At 70.9% G+C, this 15,084-nt stretch carries 14 protein-coding genes; 4 read left to right on the forward strand and 10 right to left on the reverse strand.

What is annotated here, in order from left to right:
* The first annotated feature begins 224 nt into the window (after positions 1-224).
* Positions 225-1,214, forward strand: a complete 990-nt coding sequence (gene moaA, locus OG452_RS28195; protein ID WP_327298373.1) for a GTP 3',8-cyclase MoaA — start codon at positions 225-227, stop codon at positions 1,212-1,214.
* An 11-nt stretch (positions 1,215-1,225) separates the two neighbouring features.
* Here the strand turns inward: moaA and OG452_RS28200 are convergent, their stop codons facing one another.
* A complete protein-coding gene (locus OG452_RS28200) occupies positions 1,226-1,543 on the reverse strand; it encodes a hypothetical protein (protein WP_327298374.1) in 318 nt (105 codons plus the stop codon).
* A gap of 239 nt (positions 1,544-1,782) precedes the next feature.
* Complete coding sequence (locus OG452_RS28205) at positions 1,783-2,157, reverse strand: DUF3099 domain-containing protein (RefSeq protein ID WP_327298375.1); 375 nt, start codon at positions 2,155-2,157, stop codon at positions 1,783-1,785.
* Positions 2,158-2,369: 212 nt separating this feature from the next.
* Here OG452_RS28205 and OG452_RS28210 point away from each other — a divergent pair, with 212 nt between their 5' ends.
* Positions 2,370-2,645 carry a GlsB/YeaQ/YmgE family stress response membrane protein gene (locus OG452_RS28210; RefSeq protein WP_327298376.1) on the forward strand — a complete coding sequence of 92 codons (276 nt, stop codon included), beginning with the start codon at positions 2,370-2,372 and terminating at the stop codon, positions 2,643-2,645.
* A gap of 56 nt (positions 2,646-2,701) precedes the next feature.
* Here the strand turns inward: OG452_RS28210 and tyrS are convergent, their stop codons facing one another.
* Genes tyrS through OG452_RS28225 form a run of 3 tightly spaced genes read right to left on the reverse strand, consistent with a single transcriptional unit; the run spans position 2,702 to position 6,945 of the window.
* A complete protein-coding gene (gene tyrS / locus OG452_RS28215; protein ID WP_327298377.1) occupies positions 2,702-3,970 on the reverse strand; it encodes a tyrosine--tRNA ligase in 1,269 nt (422 codons plus the stop codon).
* A gap of 45 nt (positions 3,971-4,015) precedes the next feature.
* Positions 4,016-5,425, reverse strand: coding sequence for a metallopeptidase TldD-related protein (locus tag OG452_RS28220; protein ID WP_327298378.1), 1,410 nt, complete (start codon positions 5,423-5,425; stop codon positions 4,016-4,018).
* Positions 5,422-6,945, reverse strand: coding sequence for a TldD/PmbA family protein (locus OG452_RS28225; RefSeq protein WP_327298379.1), 1,524 nt, complete (start codon positions 6,943-6,945; stop codon positions 5,422-5,424). The genes OG452_RS28220 and OG452_RS28225 overlap by 4 nt, the downstream gene beginning before the upstream one ends.
* 184 nt (positions 6,946-7,129) lie before the next feature.
* Here OG452_RS28225 and fabG point away from each other — a divergent pair, with 184 nt between their 5' ends.
* Positions 7,130-7,846 carry a 3-oxoacyl-[acyl-carrier-protein] reductase gene (fabG, locus tag OG452_RS28230; protein ID WP_266858342.1) on the forward strand — a complete coding sequence of 239 codons (717 nt, stop codon included), beginning with the start codon at positions 7,130-7,132 and terminating at the stop codon, positions 7,844-7,846.
* Between the two features lie 4 nt (positions 7,847-7,850).
* Positions 7,851-8,618 carry an enoyl-ACP reductase FabI gene (gene fabI / locus OG452_RS28235; RefSeq protein ID WP_327298380.1) on the forward strand — a complete coding sequence of 256 codons (768 nt, stop codon included), beginning with the start codon at positions 7,851-7,853 and terminating at the stop codon, positions 8,616-8,618.
* A gap of 13 nt (positions 8,619-8,631) precedes the next feature.
* On the opposite strand, the gene OG452_RS28240 is transcribed toward fabI, so the two are convergent.
* The 5 genes from OG452_RS28240 to OG452_RS28260 form a co-directional block, all read right to left on the reverse strand.
* Positions 8,632-10,029, reverse strand: a complete 1,398-nt coding sequence (locus tag OG452_RS28240) for a UbiD family decarboxylase (protein WP_327298381.1) — start codon at positions 10,027-10,029, stop codon at positions 8,632-8,634.
* A complete protein-coding gene (locus OG452_RS28245; protein WP_327298382.1) occupies positions 10,019-10,759 on the reverse strand; it encodes a hypothetical protein in 741 nt (246 codons plus the stop codon). The genes OG452_RS28240 and OG452_RS28245 overlap by 11 nt, the downstream gene beginning before the upstream one ends.
* A 134-nt stretch (positions 10,760-10,893) precedes the next feature.
* Positions 10,894-11,829, reverse strand: a complete 936-nt coding sequence (locus OG452_RS28250; protein WP_327298383.1) for an amidohydrolase family protein — start codon at positions 11,827-11,829, stop codon at positions 10,894-10,896.
* Positions 11,830-11,911: 82 nt separating this feature from the next.
* Positions 11,912-14,200 carry a molybdopterin cofactor-binding domain-containing protein gene (locus tag OG452_RS28255; protein ID WP_327298384.1) on the reverse strand — a complete coding sequence of 763 codons (2,289 nt, stop codon included), beginning with the start codon at positions 14,198-14,200 and terminating at the stop codon, positions 11,912-11,914.
* Positions 14,201-14,334: 134 nt separating this feature from the next.
* Positions 14,335-15,060 (reverse strand): GntR family transcriptional regulator, encoded by a 726-nt coding sequence (locus tag OG452_RS28260; RefSeq protein ID WP_327298385.1) that lies wholly within the window; start codon positions 15,058-15,060, stop codon positions 14,335-14,337.
* Between the last annotated feature and the right edge of the window lie 24 nt (positions 15,061-15,084).

A 15,084-nucleotide genomic window follows, 5' to 3' on the forward strand; every position in this document is an offset into this window, starting at 1 on the left:
TCCGCACAGGCAGGACGCGGTGTCCGTACAGCCAGGATGCGGTGTCCGCACAGGCAGTCCGCCCGGGCAGGACGAGGCGGCACCAGGGCCCGGTCGTACATCCAGTCGTAGATCCATACGACCGGGCCCCCGCCCGCCCTGTGGTATTCGGCCAGTGTCACTGTCACCCGTGTCGCGTAGGCTCGGGTCCGTACGCATTTCCGCTATCGGGGAGGGGGCCCACCGTGCTTATCGACACCTTTGGCCGAGTGGCCACTGACCTGCGAGTGTCACTCACCGACCGCTGCAATCTGCGCTGCACCTACTGCATGCCGGAAGAGGGCCTGCAGTGGCTTGCCAAGCCCGATCTGCTCACGGACGACGAAATCGTCCGCCTGATCGGCATCGCAGTGACCTGCCTCGGCATCACCGAGGTCCGCTTCACCGGCGGTGAGCCGCTGCTGCGCCCCGGTCTCGTCGGCATCGTCGAGCGTGTCGCGGCCCTGGAGCCGCGCCCCCGGATGTCCCTGACCACCAACGGCATCGGCCTCAAGCGCACCGCCCAGGCCCTGGCGGCCGCCGGCCTCGACCGGGTCAACGTCTCGCTCGACACCCTGCGCCCGGACGTCTTCAAGACCCTCACCCGCCGGGACCGGCACCGCGACGTGCTGGACGGTATGGCAGCCGCCAGCGCCGCCGGGCTCACCCCGGTCAAGGTCAACACCGTGCTGATGCCGGGACTCAACGACGACGAGGCGCCCGACCTGCTCGCCTGGGCCGTGGAGCACGGGTACGAGCTGCGCTTCATCGAGCAGATGCCGCTCGACGCCCAGCACGGCTGGAAGCGCGACGGCATGATCACGGCGGGTGACATCCTCCAGTCGCTGCGCACCCGCTTCACGCTGACCGAGGAGGGCAGCGACGAGCGCGGTTCGGCGCCCGCCGAGCGCTGGGTGGTCGACGGCGGTCCGCACCGGGTCGGCGTCATCGCCTCGGTCACCCGCCCGTTCTGTGCCGCCTGCGACCGCACCCGGCTCACCGCGGACGGACAGGTGCGCACCTGCCTGTTCGCCCAGGAGGAGTCCGACCTGCGGGCCGCGCTCCGCTCCGGGGAGCCGGACGAGGAGATCGCCCGGCGCTGGAAGCTGGCGATGTGGGGAAAGAAGGCCGGATCCGGTCTGGACGACCCGTCGTTCCTCCAGCCCAACCGGCCCATGTCGGCGATCGGCGGCTGACGGCCCTGTGTTTATCCGCCCTGGGCCCGGGCCTGTTCGCCCCCCGTCTCGTCGGCCGGTGTCTCGTCGGCCTGGGCTCGCTGCTCCCACTCGGCCAGGGCCACCACGTCCTTGAGGAAGCCGCGCACCCCCAGGAACTGCGACAAGTGCTCCCGGTGTTCCGCACAGGCCAGCCACGTCTTCCGGCGCTCCGGGGTGTGCAGTTTCGGGTTGTTCCACGCCAGCACCCACACGGCGTCGGCCCGGCACCCCTTGGCCGAGCAGACCGGGGCGGGTGTGACTGCGGCGGGCGGGACCGGGGCGGAACCAGTCGAATCGGGGGAGTTCACACCTCAACCCTAGGCCAAAGCATCGCCGTTACGGACGGGCGAGGTGCCGGAGAGAGGTGCCGGAAAAAACGACGCCGAGCAGCCACGGGGGGAGCTGCCCGGCGTCGGTCCGTCGCTCCGACGGGGGATGCGGAGCGCCTCCAAAGTATGTCACGGGCCCATCGGAGTGCGGCACCGTAACTACATGATTGATCTGAGCTTTTCTTGAGCTTTGACACCCGCAGGAATTCGGCCTCGCCTCAGCCCTGTTCCGCCGCCCGCTGCTCACGCTCCGTGGTGGGCGCCTCGTCGGCCGGTTCCGTCCCCGGAACCACGGAAGACGGTTCCAGCGGCGGGCGGAACGGCGCGGGAACGAACGTCGTGGGGAGCCCCGGAGCGTTCTCGCGGCCCGCGTTCGCGATCACCACGGCGACGTACGGAAGGAGGGCGCCCAGCACCAGCGTCCCGATCGCCACCGGCCGTGTCACGTTCCAGAGGGCCGCCGTCAGGATGACCGCGACGGTGCGCACCGTCATCGAGATGATGTACCGGCGCTGCCGGCCGCGTACGTCTTCCTCAAGGCCGGTACGGGCACCCGTGATCCGGAAGACCTCACCGCTGCTCTGCTTCCGCATCACGCTCCACCACCCGATTCCTGCGCCGGACTCTCCCCGGACCGGACGGCACCACGTTACGCCGACGCCCGGCCGCCCATAAGAGCGGGGCGCGTCCGTGCCGCCCGTACCGAGGCCGCCGGGGCACGTATGGCGGTGTCCGACATGCGCCGTATGGAGGGTGGGCCGAAACTGAGGCCCGTGCGTATCCAGCAGCCGCATCAGGAGGCGACATGAATTGGTTGTGGGCCATCATCGTGGGGCTGGTGCTCGGCCTGATCGCGAAGGCGATCATCCCGGGCAAGCAGCAGATCCCGCTGTGGCTGACCGTGATCTTCGGTATCCTGGGCAGTGTGCTGGGCAACTGGGTGGCCACCGGGCTGGGGGTCAACGACACCCGGGGCATCGACTGGATCAGGCATCTGCTCCAGCTGATCGGCGCCGTGATCATCGTCGGCGTGGGGGACAAGCTCTGGACCTCGGTCCGGGGCAGCAGACACACCACCTGACGCCACGCACGCGTGAGGGCGGCCGGTTCCGCACCGGCCGCCCCCTCACGTATGTACTAAGCGCCCGTGACCTCGACCGCCGCCAGGTTCTTCTTGCCGCGGCGCAGCACCAGCCACCGCCCGTGCAGCAGATCCCCGGCCGCCGGCACCGCGTCCTCGCTGGTGACCTTCACGTTGTTCACGTACGCCCCGCCCTCCTTGACGGCCCGGCGGGCCGCCGACCTGCTCGGCACAAGACCCGTGTCGGCGAGCAGCTCCACGACCGGAACGAGCTTGTCGACCTTGGTGTGCGGCAGCTCGGAGAGCGCCGCGCTCAGCGTCGCCTCGTCCAGCTCCGTCAGCTCGCCCTGTCCGAAGAGCGCCCTGGACGCCGCGACCACCGCCGCGCACTGGTCCGCGCCGTGCACCAGTGTCGTCAGCTCTTCGGCCAGCGAGCGCTGGGCGGCCCGCGCCTGCGGCCGATCCCCGGTCAGCTGCTCCAGCTCCTCCAGCTCCGCGCGGCTCTTGAAGCTGAGGATGCGGTTGTACGTGGAGACGTCGCGGTCGTCCACATTCAGCCAGAACTGGTAGAACGCGTACGGCGTGGTCATCTCCGCGTCCAGCCAGACGGCCCCGCTCTCGGACTTGCCGAACTTGGTGCCGTCCGCCTTGACCATCAGCGGGGTGCCCAGCGCGTGCACGGACGCGTCCGGCTCCAGGCGGTGGATCAGGTCGATCCCCGCCGTGAGATTGCCCCACTGGTCGCTGCCGCCCTGCTGGAGCGTGCAGCCGTACCGCCGGTACAGCTCCAGGAAGTCCATTCCCTGGAGCAGCTGGTAGCTGAACTCCGTGTAGCTGATGCCCTGTTCGGACTCCAGGCGGCGGGCGACCGACTCCTTGGTGAGCATCTTGTTCACCCGGAAGTGCTTGCCGATGTCCCGCAGGAACTCGATCGCGGACAGGCCCGCGGTCCAGTCCAGGTTGTTGACCATCACCGCCGCGTTCTCCCCCTCGAACGAGAGGAACGGCTCGATCTGCGAGCGCAGCCGGCCCACCCAGTTGGCGATGGTCTCCGGGTCGTTCAGCGTCCGCTCGGCGGTCGGCCGCGGGTCACCGATCTGGCCGGTGGCCCCGCCCACCAGCGCCAGCGGCCGGTGCCCGGCCTGCTGGAGCCTGCGGACGGTGAGGACCTGTACGAGGTGGCCCACATGCAGGCTCGCCGCCGTCGGGTCGAAGCCGCAATAGAACGTGACGGGACCGTCCGCGAGCGTCTTGCGCAATGCGTCCTCGTCAGTGGAGAGGGCGAAGAGCCCCCGCCACTTCAGCTCGTCGACGATGTCCGTCACGGGTCTCGCGTCTCCTTCGGTGCGGCTGGAAGTACGTCCCAGAGGTTATACGCCCTGGCTGACGGAACTCATATTGAAATCCGGGATGCGCAGGGCGGGCATCGCGGCGCGGGTGAACCAGTCGCCCCACTCGCGCGGCAGCGTCCGCTCCGTACGCCCGGCCTCGGTGGCCCGGGAGAGCAGATCGACCGGCGACTCGTTGAAGCGGAAGTTGTTCACCTCGCCGGTGACCTCGCCGTTCTCCACCAGGTAGACGCCGTCCCTGGTCAGCCCGGTCAGCAGCAGGGTGGCCGGGTCGACCTCCCTGATGTACCAGAGGCAGGTCAGCAGCAGGGCGGGTCCGTCGTGCCCCGACGCGGCCACCATCTCGTCGAGCGAGCGCTCCCCGCCGCCCTCCAGGATCAGATTGCTGATGGGGGGCGCCACCGGGAGGCCGGTCAGCTCCGCGCTGTGCCGGGTGGTGACCAGGTTCTCCAGCCGGCCGTCGCGCACCCAGTCCGTACGGGAGAGCGGCAGGCCGTTGTCGAAGACCGACGAGTCGTCGCCGGAGGAGTGCGCGAGGACGAAGGGCGCCGACTCCAGACCCGGCTCGGCCGGATCGCTGCGCAGGGTCATCGGAAGCGGGGAGAGCCGGTCACCGAGCCGGGTCCCGCCACCGGGCCGGGAGAAGACCGTACGGCCCTCCGCCGCGTCCCGGGCGGCGGACGACCAGAACTGGTAGATCAGCAGATCGGCCACCGCGGTCGGCGGCAGCAGCGTCTCGTAGCGCCCGGCGGGCAGCGCCACCCTGCGCTCGGCCCAGCGCAGCCGCCGCGCCAGTTCGGCGTCAAGCGCGGCCGGGTCGACGTCGGCGAAGTCCCGCGTGGCCCGGCCCGCCCAGGCGGAACGGGACCGGTCGGGGGACTTGGCGTTCAGCTCCAGCGTGCCGTTCGGCTGGTCGTGGCGCAGCCGCAGACCGGTGGACGTACCGAGGTAGCTGGAGGTCATCTCATGGCTGGCGAAGCCGTACAGCTCGCGCCCGCCGGAGCGCGCGCGGGCGAAGGACTCGCCCAGCGCCGGTGCGAAGGCGTCGAAGACCGCCGACGTGGTCTCGGCGGGCGCTGACGTGAAGCCGGCGGATTCGGGCACCCCGGTGACCAGCGGCCGGGCGTCCTCGGCGGGGGAGCCGTTGCGGGCGGCCGCCTCGGCGGCCCGGACCAGCGGTTCGAGATCGGCCGCGGTCACCGCCGACCGGGAGACGACACCGGATGCGGTGCCCTCCTTGCCGTCTACCGTCGCGATGACGGTCAGGGTCCGGCCGCGGGTCACACCGTTGGTCGTCAGCGCGTTCCCGGCCCAGCGCAGATTGGCGCTCGAACGCTCGTCGGCGATGACGGCGCAGCCGTCCGCGGTGGACAGGGCGAGGGCCCGCTCGACGATCTCGTGCGGCCTGCTGGTGCGGTTCGAGGGGGTCATCGCCCGGCCTCCTGCGTGGTGTTGAGGATGTTCACGCCCCGGAAGAGGGCGGACGGGCAGCCGTGCGAGACCGATGCGACCTGGCCCGGCTGGGCCTTGCCGCAGTTGAAGGCGCCGCCCAGTACGTACGTCTGCGGGCCGCCGACCTTCTCCATCGAGCCCCAGAAGTCCGTGGTCGTCGCCTGGTAGGCGACGTCCCGCAGCTGCCCGGCGAGTTGTCCGTTCTTGATGCGATATGCCCTTTGCTGGGTGAACTGGAAGTTGTAGCGCTGCATGTCGATCGACCACGACCGGTCGCCCACCACGTAGATCCCCCGCTCGACGCCCCCGATCAGGTCCTCCGTGGAGAGCCCGCCCGGATCCGGCTCGAGCGACACATTGGCCATCCGCTGCACCGGCACATGCCCCGGCGAATCCGCGTACGCACACCCGTTGGACCGGCCGAGTCCCGTCAGCTTCGCGATCCTGCGGTCCAGCTGGTACCCGACCAGCGTGCCGTCCTTGATCAGATCCCAGGACTGCGCCTCCACCCCCTCGTCGTCGAAACCGACCGTGGCCAGGCCGTGTTCGGCGGTCCTGTCGCCCGTCACGTTCATCACGGGGGAGCCGTACGCCAACGTGCCGAGCTGGTCGAACGTGGCGAATGAGGTCCCGGCGTACGCCGCCTCGTACCCCAGCGCCCGGTCCAGCTCGGTGGCGTGCCCGACCGACTCATGGATGGTGAGCCAGAGGTTGGACGGGTCCACCACCAGGTCGTACGCCCCCGCCTCGACACTCGGCGCCCGCATCTTCCCGGCGAGCAGCTCCGGGATCCGCTCCAGCTCGGCGTCCCAGTCCCAGCCCGTGCCGGTCAGGTACTCCCAGCCGCGCCCGGCCGGCGGCGCGAGGGTGCGCATCGAGTCGAACTCACCGGTGTCCGCGTCCACCGCCACCGCGGTGAGCTGCGGATGGAGCCTGACCCGCTGCTGGGTGGTGACGGTGCCCGCGGTGTCCGCGTAGAACTTGTTCTCGAGCACGGTCATCAGCGAGGCGTCCGCATGGGCGACGCCGTCCGCCCGCAGCAGCCGCGCCGACCAGTCGGCCAGCAGCCCGGTCTTCTCGTCGGCGGGTACCGAGAAGGGGTCGGTCTCGTACGAGGAGATCCAGGTCCGGTCCGGGTGCACCGGCTCGTCCGCCAGCTCCACTCTCTCTTCCGATCCGGCCGCCCTGATGACCTTGGCGGAGAGCTTCGCCATCGCTACGGCCTGCCCGGCCACCCGCGCCGCCGCGTCCATCGACAGATCGACACCGGAGGCGAACCCCCAGCTCCCCCCGTGCACGACCCGTACGGCGTACCCGAGATCCGTGGTGTCCGTGGAGCCCGCGGGCCTGGCGTCCCGCAGCCGCCAGGTCGCGCTGCGGACCCGCTCGAAGCGGAAGTCGGCGTGGTCGGCGCCGAGCGCGCGGGCGCGGGCGAGCGCCGCGTCGGCCAGGGCGCGCAGCGGCAGAGCCGTGAAGGCTGCGTCGATCGAATGTGGCACGAGGTCTCCTGTCGTCACGACCGGTCGCTCGCATCATGTCGCGCGGACGCGCCCTGCTGCCAGATGCTTTCTGTAGGGACCCGACAGGGACCGCCACGCGGCGCTGTCGGAGGCCGATTCCTCCGAAGTGGGGCAGGACCGATAGTTTGCGTGAGTACCACACAGCTATCGAAAGGGTGATCCGTTGAGCCGCTCGGTTCTCGTCACCGGAGGAAACCGGGGCATCGGCCTTGCCATCGCCCGCGCTTTCGCAGACGCAGGCGACAAGGTCGCGATCACGTACCGCTCCGGCGAGCCGGCAGCGCTTGCCGAACAGGGGTTCCTGGCCGTCAAGTGCGACATCACCGACACCGAGCAGGTGGAGCAGGCCTACAAGGAGATCGAGGAGAAGCACGGTCCCGTGGAGGTGCTAGTGGCCAACGCCGGTGTCACCAAGGACCAGTTGCTGATGCGGATGTCCGAGGACGACTTCACCGCCGTACTCGACACCAACCTCACCGGTACCTTCCGGGTCGTGAAGCGGGCCAACCGTGCGATGCTGCGCGCCAAGAAGGGCCGCGTCGTCCTCATCTCGTCCGTGGTCGGTCTGCTCGGCTCCGCCGGACAGGCGAACTACGCCGCGTCCAAGGCCGGCCTGGTGGGCTTCGCGCGCTCCCTCGCCCGTGAGCTGGGCTCCCGCAACATCACTTTCAACGTAGTCGCACCCGGTTTCGTCGACACCGACATGACCAAGGTGCTCACCGACGAGCAGCGTGCGGGCATCGTCTCGCAGGTGCCGCTCGGCCGGTACGCCCAGCCGGAGGAGATCGCCGCCACGGTGCGGTTCCTCGCCTCCGACGACGCGTCGTACATCACTGGAGCCGTCATCCCCGTTGACGGCGGATTGGGCATGGGTCACTGATCACATGAGCGGAATTCTCGACGGCAAGCGCATCCTCATCACGGGTGTGCTGATGGAGTCCTCCATCGCCTTCCACGCCGCCAAGGTGGCCCAGGAGCAGGGCGCCGAGGTCATCCTGACCGCCTTCCCGCGGCCCACCCTCACCGAGCGCATCGCCAAGAAGCTGCCCAAGCCCGCCAAGGTCATCGAGCTGGATGTCACCAGCACCGAGCACCTCGACCGGCTCGCGGGCCTGGTCCGCGACGAGCTCGGCTCGCTCGACGGGGTCGTGCACTCCATCGGCTTCGCGCCGCAGGACGCGCTCGGCGGCAACTTCCTCAACACCCCGTTCGAGTCGGTCGCCACGGCCATGCACGTCTCGGCCTTCTCGCTGAAGTCGCTGGCCATGGCCTGTCTGCCGCTGATGAGCGAGGGCGGCTCGGTCGTCGGCCTCACCTTCGACGCCCAGTACGCCTGGCCGCAGTACGACTGGATGGGCCCGGCCAAGGCCGCGCTGGAGGCGACATCCCGCTACCTCGCCCGTGACCTGGGCCAGCAGGACATCCGCTGCAACCTGATCTCCGCCGGCCCCATCGGCTCGATGGCCGCGAAGTCCATCCCGGGCTTCGGGGAACTGGCGGACGTCTGGAACACCCGCTCCCCGCTCGCCTGGGACATGGCCGACCCCGAGCCGGCCGGCCGCGGCATTGTCGCCCTGCTCTCGGACTTCTTCCCGAAGACGACCGGCGAGATCATCCACGTCGACGGCGGCGTGCACATGATGGGCGCCTGACCGCCTGTATCGATCAGGGGGCCGCGCGACCGTCGAGCAGACGGCGCGCGGCCTCCGCGCGTCCGGGGGCGATCTCGATCCGTACCCCGTCGAAGTCCGGGCCGCGCGTCGCGTCCAGGGCCATCCGGGACGTCGTGCCGTCCGCCGTGGACGACGGGTCTAGGGGGCTGCCGGGCAGACCGCCGACCTGGAAGACGTCCCGGTGCGGCTGGAGATGGGTGGCCATCGCCCACAGCACCTGCGAGTCCTGCGTGATGTCGACGTCCTGGTCGACCGCGACGACCGTCTTGAGGTACGGGTCCCAGCCGAGCAGCCCCAGCATGATCTGCCGGGCCTGGCCGGGACGGCTGGGGCGCATCGCCACATACGCGTGGAAGTGCGTGCCCGAGGTCGGATAGTGCAGCGCCGTCACCTCGGGGAAGCGCTCCATCAGTTTCTGCGCCATCTCCGACTCGCGCGGCACCCGCGCCAGGTTGAGGTGCTCGGCCGTGCTGCCGCCCACCACGTCCAGCAGCAGCGCGTCCCGGCGCCGCAGGACCGTCTCGACGGTCAGCACGTTGTGGGTCGAGCGGTCCGACGAGTATCCGGAGAACTCACCGAAGGGCCCCTCGTCGGCACGGCGGTCCGGATCGATGAACCCCTCAAGGACCGTCTCGGCGCTCGCCGGAACACGTATCCCGTACTTCGGGGTGCGCACCACGTCCAGGGGTGCCCCGAACAGGCCGCCCGCCACGCACCGTTCGTCGGTGTCCGCGCCCACCCGGGCGGACGCCGCCAGCATGAACAGCGGGTGCGAGCCGACGACCATGGCCACCGGGAGCCGTTCGCCGTGCTCCTGCGCCAGCCGCAGCAGCTGCCACAGATGGCCGCGCGAGTGGAGGCTGGTGGCCAGTTCGCCCGGGTCGTGCACCATCGCGCGGTGGTAGCTGAGATTGCCCGAGCGGCCCTCGGCGTACGGGGGTGCCTCCACCGCGATGATGCCGTTCGTGATGTACGGGCCCCGGTCCGAGGCGAAGTGCCGGATCATCGGGAGGACGCCGAGGTCCGGTTCCGCCACCACGTCGAGCACCGGGCCCTCCCGCACCACCCGGGGCTCGCAGCGGCGGGCCGACGCCGCCTGGTACGCGCGGTGCAGCCCGGCCGTCCCGGTGCCGAGCAGGCGGGCGATACGGCGGCGCGATGCGAACACATTGGTGACCAGGGGGGTACCGAGCCCCGCGACGTTCCGGCAGACCACCAGCTCGTCCCGGCCGCGCGCCGCCAGCTCCAGGACGAGCGCGGCCACGTCCTCGCCTTCGATCCGGTCGTCGACGGTGAGCACGTCGTCGGGGTGGTCGGCCGTGTACCGGGCGAGGAAGTCCCGCAGGTCCTGGGATGCCGGGGGCGCCGCCGACAACGGCTCAGTGGTCACAGCAGATCCCCGCGTGCTGCTCGACCGAGAACAGCTCGCCCCACTCGGGAGCGCCGACCGTCAGGCCCAGCAGATCGAGCCCGGTCCTGATCGCCACCCGGGCACCGTCGTACACCGGCTTGCCCAGCTCCCGTTCCAGCAGCGCGGCCACGGGCGCGACCGGCAGCTCCGTACCCGTCACCACCAGGCACTCGGCGTCCGGAGAGTCGGCCCCCGCCAGCAGTCTGCGTACCCGCGACACCGCCAGCCCTGCGGCCTCCCGCGCCGTGGGAAGCCCGAGCGCGGTCACCGAGACCACCCGGAATCCGGCCGCCAGATACGTGTCGGCGAGCCGCCCCGCGGCCTGTTCGGAGCCCGGTGACACCAGCGCCAGCGAGGCCAGCCCCCGGCGGGCGAGCAGATCGAGCTGGCCCAGCGTGACGGTCGACGCGGGGACGCCTGCCACCTCCTCGATCCGGCGCGCCACCGCCCGCCCGTGCGCCGCGCCGTGCAGATCGCTCGAACTGCCGCTCCAGACCACGGCGTCGGCGCCCGCGTCGGCCAGCAGCGCGGCCGAGCGGGTGAGTTCAGCGGACTGCGAGGGCGCGATCGCAGGACCGTACAGCACGTCGGGCAGGGCGGTGCGGGCGACCGGATGGGCGGCCTCGATGGAGACGGAGCGGCAGATCTGGCCCGACCAGCGCTCGACGCCGATGGAGGGGGAGGGGACGAGATGACCGATGCGCCGCATGGCGGCACCTGCTTCCGTACCGGGGGCGCCGGGACACCGTGCCCGTGGTGGATGTGCGTCCGTGGTTGACGGGCGGAGGAGGGCCGGCCCGCTCCCGCGAGGAGGGGGCCGGCCCGTGGGTGGGGCCGCTGCCCTCAGACGCGCGACGAACCGGCCGCGTCCAACGACGCGTAGGTGTCCGTGAGGCGCAGCTGCGCCTCCTCCTGGTCGCGCGGCGGGGGAGTGGGCTTCAGACCCAGCAGCTTCGCCACGTTGTTGCCGAGATACCCCTCCAGATGCTCCTCGGAGAGGTTCATGCCCTGCGGCGGCGGGCCGCAGAGGACCTCCAGCTCACGGGCCCACATGCCCGGTTCGTTGGGCGGCGAGTCCGTACCGAAGACCAGCTGGTGCTTCTCCATCTGCTGGGCGAACTCCACGATCCGCGACTGGAGCAGCCACCCCGACTCGCCGTACACATTGGGCGAGTCGAGGATCATGTAGAGCGCCTCGAAGCAGTAGACGCCGCCGGTCTGCACACCGAAGTGCCCGAGGATGAAGTTGACGTTCGGGAACTCGCGGATGATCGGGTAGAACTGCGTCGGGATCGAGTACGGCCCGTCGCCGGTGTGGATCAGGACCAGGACACCCAGCTCGTCACAGACCCGCAGCACCGGGCGGAGCCAGTCGAGCGCCCGGTCGGGCCGGTAGGCATGCATGTTGGCATGCAGCTTGAGCATCTTGTAGCCGTACTCCTTGACGTGGAACTCCAGCTCCTTGGCGCCGTTCTCCGGCCCGAAGCGCGGGTTGTACATGAAGTTCCCGATGAAGCGGTCGGGGTACGTCGTCACCAGCTCGGTGATGTACGCCATGTAGTCGCGGATGCCCTCGCGGCCGCCCCGCATCCCGTCCTGCCAGACGCTGTTGCCGGGCGGGGGCATGATGCAGCCGTAGTCGATCCGGCGGGGTTTGCCGTTGATCAGGTACGGGCCGTCCATCATGGCCAGGGTCCGCTCGCCGGTGAACGGCTCGCCGTCGTGCCGCCACGCCTGGTCCACGACGTTCGTGGGATGCATATGAGTGTCGATGATCAAGGTGCTGTTCCTTCCCTGCTGGTTCTGGTGGTACGTACGCGGTGCGTGCAGAACCGTCGGGGGACCCGGGGGCGGGCCCGCATCACCTCCCTTCGCTGTCGGTGAGGCCGCTGTCGGCGGGGCCACTGAGGGCGGGGCCGCTGTCGGTGGGGCCGCTGTGGATCAGGTCGCCGGGGCGCACCGGCACCCTGGTCAGGGCGAGGCCGGTAGCGTCGCGCAACGCGTTGGCGATGGCCGGGGTCGACGACAGGGTCGGTGGCTCGCCCACCCCGTTCAGCCCGTACGGCGAGTCGGGGTGGGGCAGTTCGAGCAGGTCGATGGGGACCGACGGCATGTCCGCGATCGTCGGGATCAGATAGTCGGTGAAGGACGGATTACGCACCGTGCCGTCCTGGATGTGGAGTTCCTCCATGAGCGCGAGCCCGAGGCCCTGGGCGCTGCCGCCCTCGATCTGCCCCTCGACGGCGAGGGGGTTCATCGCCTTGCCGACATCCTGGCTGGTGGCCAGCTCGACCACCTTCACCAGTCCGAGTTCGGTGTCGACGTCCACGACCGCGCGGTGGGCGGCGAACGCGAAGGCGATGTGGGCGTCGCCCTGGCCGCGTTCGGGGTCGATGGGAAACGTGCGGCGGTGGCGGTACTGGTACTCGGCCTCGACGGGCCCGTCCGCGAGCAGCGCCTCCAACGGCCCGTCCCCGCGCGCGGTCAGCTCCTCCCGTACGGCCTTGCAGGCGCCCTGCACCGCGCCGCCGCTCATCCAGCTGATCCGGGACGCCGACGACGAACCCGCGTCGCCCACCAGGGTGTCGGCGGGCAGAACCACCACCCGCTCGACGCCCAGCTCGGTCCTGGCGATCTGCGCCTGAACGGTCACGATGCCCTGGCCGCACTCGGCGGCGGCGGTGTGGATCTCGGCCACCGGATCCCCGTTGACCAGGGCGAGCCGGACCCGGGCCACCGAGCGGTCGTCGACCCCGCCGGAGAAGCCGATGGCCTTGACCCCGATGGCATAGCCGACCCCGCGCCTGACGCCCTCACCGTGTGTGGTGTTGTTCAGCCCGCCCGGCCGGGCGAACGCGCCCTCACCGGCGGGCGGCAGCGGACGGGCGCGCAGCCGCTCCAGGAGTTCGGCGGCAGGCGCGGGACCGTCCACCGCCTGCCCGGTCGGCAGCACCGACCCCGTCGTCATGGCATTGCGGATACGCAACTCCACCGGGTCCATGGTGAGTTCACGTGCCAGCCGGTCGAGGTTGGACTCCACGCCGTAACACGACTGCACCGCCCCGAAGCCGCGCATCGCCCCGCACGGAGGGTTGTTGGTGTAGACGCAGTAGCCGTCGATCTCGGCGTGCGGAACGTCGTAGGCGCCCGCCGCGAAGTACGAGCCGTTGGCTATGACCACCTGGGATGTGGAGGTGTAGGCACCGCCGTCGAAGAGCAGCCGCGCCCTGACGTACACGAGCTTCCCGTCGCGCGTCGCGCCGTGCTCGAAGCGCATCCGGGCCGGGTGGCGGTGCACATGCCCGTAGAACGACTCCTCGCGGTTGTAACTCATCTTCACCGGACGGCCGGTGTGCAGTGCGAGCATCGCCGCGTGGATCTGCACCGAGACGTCCTCGCGTCCGCCGAAGGCCCCGCCGACGCCGGAGAGCGTCAGCCGCACCTTCTCCGGCGGCAGCCCGAGCGCCGCGCACATCTGGTGCTGGTCGTCGTGCAGCCACTGGGTCGATACATAGACATCGACACCGCCGTCGTCCGCGGGTATCGCCAGGCCCGACTCGGGGCCCAGGAACGCCTGGTCCTGCATACCGACCTGGTACGTCCCCGAGACCACCACATCGGCGAGCCGCCGGGCCCCGGCCATGTCACCGTGCCGTATCCGGACATGCCGTACGACATTGCCGGACTTCCCGTCGGCCCGCCGCTCGTGCACCAGCGGGCCCCCGCCGCCGAGCGCCCGCTCGGGGTCGGTCAGTGGTTCGAGCACCTCGTAACCGACGTCGATCAGCCGCAGCGCGCGGCGGGCGGTCTCCGGGTGGTCGGCCGCGACCAGCGCCACCGGCTCACCCTGGTAGCGCACCCGGTCGGCGGCCAGCACCGGCTGGTCGGCGACCTTCATCCCGTACAGCGGCTGTCCCGGCACGTCCTCGTGCGTGAGCACCGCGACCACGCCCGGCAGCCGGAGAGCGGCGGTGGTGTCGAGCCGAACGATCCGCGCGCAGGGGTGCGGGCTGCGCAAGGTCGCGCCCCACACCATCGCGTCGTCGTGCAGATCGGACGCGTACGCGAAGGCCCCCTGGACCTTCAGCCGGCCGTCGGGCCGCAGAACGCTCTCGCCGACTCCCTGCCGGATGCCGGTGGCGGTGCTCACTGACCATCACTTCCCTTCTGCTGTAGGGGACGCGGTGCGGGGCCGCCGCACGGGAGCCGCGGCGTGGACGACGGGAGCCGGGATTTCCGGCCCGGCCGACGGGCCCCGGGCGGGCGCGACGTCGCGGATACGGCCTACGGCCCGACCGGGTGTACGGGAGAGGGCCCGCCCTCCGTACGGTCGGGGCCCGGCGCCACCGCCTGCGACAGCCGGATCCGCAGCCGCCTGATGTGGTCGCGGGCCGCGAGCTCGGCCGCGTCCGGGTCGCCCGCCGTCATCGCCTCGAAGATCCGGCGGTGCTCCTCGACGGCGAGCCGGGGGGCCTGCGGGCTGCGCCACAGTGCGTGCAGCGCGAGGTGGGCCTTGCCCTGCACGGTGTCCAGGGCCGAGGTGAGATGGGCGTTGTCCGCGACCTCGCGGATGAGCCGGTGGTACGCCATGTCCATCTCGGTGTGCGCCTGTTCGTCGTCGCCCGCCGCCACGACCTGCTCATGCCGCTCCAGGAGGTCGCGCAGTTCGGAGACCCTGGTGGCGTCGAGCCGCTCGGTGGCGAGCCGGGCGGCCAGCCCCTCCATCACCTCGCGGACCAGGTACAGCCGGCGTACGTCCTCGACGTCGACCGTGGCGACCACGGCGCCGCGGTGGGCGATATGGGTGGCCAGGCCGTCGTGGATCAGACGCTGCACGGCCTCGCGGACCGGGCTGCGGCTGATGCCCAGCTGAGTGGCGAGCGCGGGCACGGAGAGCGCGTCGCCGGGGCGCAGCCGGTTGGCGAGCACCGCCCCCTTGAGCTCCTCGTAGGCCCGGTCGGCAAGCAGGCTTCCGGCCGCGACCGGGTTCACTGCTCTCTCCGTCGACATGCCCCAACTCCCTCTGTGACGCTC

It is taken from the genome of Streptomyces sp. NBC_01197 (genome assembly GCF_036010505.1).
Lineage (GTDB): Bacteria > Actinomycetota > Actinomycetes > Streptomycetales > Streptomycetaceae > Streptomyces.